The 1,533-nt window shown below is 29.5% G+C and carries 1 protein-coding gene; it reads left to right on the top strand.

The window, feature by feature from the left end:
- The first annotated feature begins 123 nt into the window (after positions 1-123).
- A complete protein-coding gene (locus I4N53_RS00340; protein ID WP_214495312.1) occupies positions 124-1,302 on the top strand; it encodes an ISL3 family transposase in 1,179 nt (392 codons plus the stop codon).
- The last annotated feature ends 231 nt before the right edge of the window (positions 1,303-1,533 follow it).

The raw sequence follows: 1,533 nt of genomic DNA, 5'->3' as shown, positions 1-1,533 counted from the left end.
GGTTCTATAATAAATGTTGGGGTGGATAAAAAACATCTCATAAAAAAGTAGCGCACTTATTCTGAATGCCTGCTATAATAGAAAGTGGTTAAAACAATCTAACAAAAGGAGGCATCAGAATAAGTGCAAAGTAATTATATCACAAATTTTTTAAAATCTGAAGATATAATTTGGGAGAACATTGTAGAAAGTGACGATAGAATAGAGTTTCACATCAAAATGAAACAAAAGCCTCACGTTTGTCCAAAATGCGGAAAATTAACATCTAAAATTCATGATTACAGAGTACAGAGAATAAAAGATATACCACTGTGGGGAAAAACTACATTCATAGTATTAAAAAAGAGAAGGTATATTTGTAAACACTGTGGCAAAAAATTTTATGAATATATATACTTTTTACCACGCTATCATAGAATGACCAACAGATTAGCTTTTTACATACTGCAGTATCTTAAAAATCAATATAGCATGAAAGACATAGCTAAATTTACAGGAGTATCAATTACAACCGTCATGAGACTACTTGATACAATAGGAGTAGAAACCAATTATGAAACATTGCCGGAAGTCATCAGTATAGACGAATTCAAAGGAAACTCTGGAGGTAGAAAATATCATTGCATTATTGTGGATCCTAAAGAAAGAAAAATCTTAGATATTTTAAATGACAGAAAGCAAGAGAATTTAAGTGAATACTTCAAAAAGTTTAAAGACAGAAACAAAGTAAAATGGGTTATTATAGATATGTGGAGACCTTTTGCTGATATAGCAAAAACATATTTTAAAGGAGCCAAAATAGCCATAGACAAATTTCATTTTACAAGGTATGTATATTGGGCAGTAGAGAATGTAAGAAAGAGAATACAAAAGGAACTAACGGCTAATAAAAGAAAATATTTTAAAAGAAGCCGAAAGCTATTCCTTGCAAAATATAATACTTTGACGAAGGAGCAAAGAGAAGAATTAGAAGTAATGTTTTGGTATAGTGATGATTTAAGGATGGCATATCTTTTAAAAGAGCGATTCGATAAAGTATTAAAATGTCAGACTTCAGAAGAAGCAAAAAGAGAATTAAAAAGATGGATACAGTTAGCTAAAGAAAGTAAAATTGACGAATTTATAAGATGTATACAAGTATTTAACCGTTGGTTTGAAGAAATAACTAATGCCTTTGATATACCTTATACTAATTCTGTAACGGAGGGTTACAATAACAAAATTAAAGTGCTTAAGAGAATTGCATATGGTTATAGAAACTTCCATCGATTCAGAAAAAGAATATTATATTGTAATGCTTGATATTCAAATTTAATGCTATTTTTAGTGATAAAAGGCATAAATATTTTTGTAAATAAAAGATATTTCAATCATTATGGAGCCTGAATGGAAAAGCATGGATAAATACCCACTCATACTTCTAACTATCTCTCTTATTATAACTAATAACTAACAATCATTACCATATTATGTGATAAAATTTAAAGGTGGGCATTCAGAAAAAATACCCACCCCAACTATTGACAAAGAGCC

Origin of the sequence: Thermoanaerobacter sp. CM-CNRG TB177, assembly GCF_018588165.1 — a bacterium.
In the GTDB taxonomy this organism is placed as follows: domain Bacteria; phylum Bacillota; class Thermoanaerobacteria; order Thermoanaerobacterales; family Thermoanaerobacteraceae; genus Thermoanaerobacter; species Thermoanaerobacter thermocopriae.
This window is presented reverse-complemented; position numbering and strand designations above follow the sequence as displayed.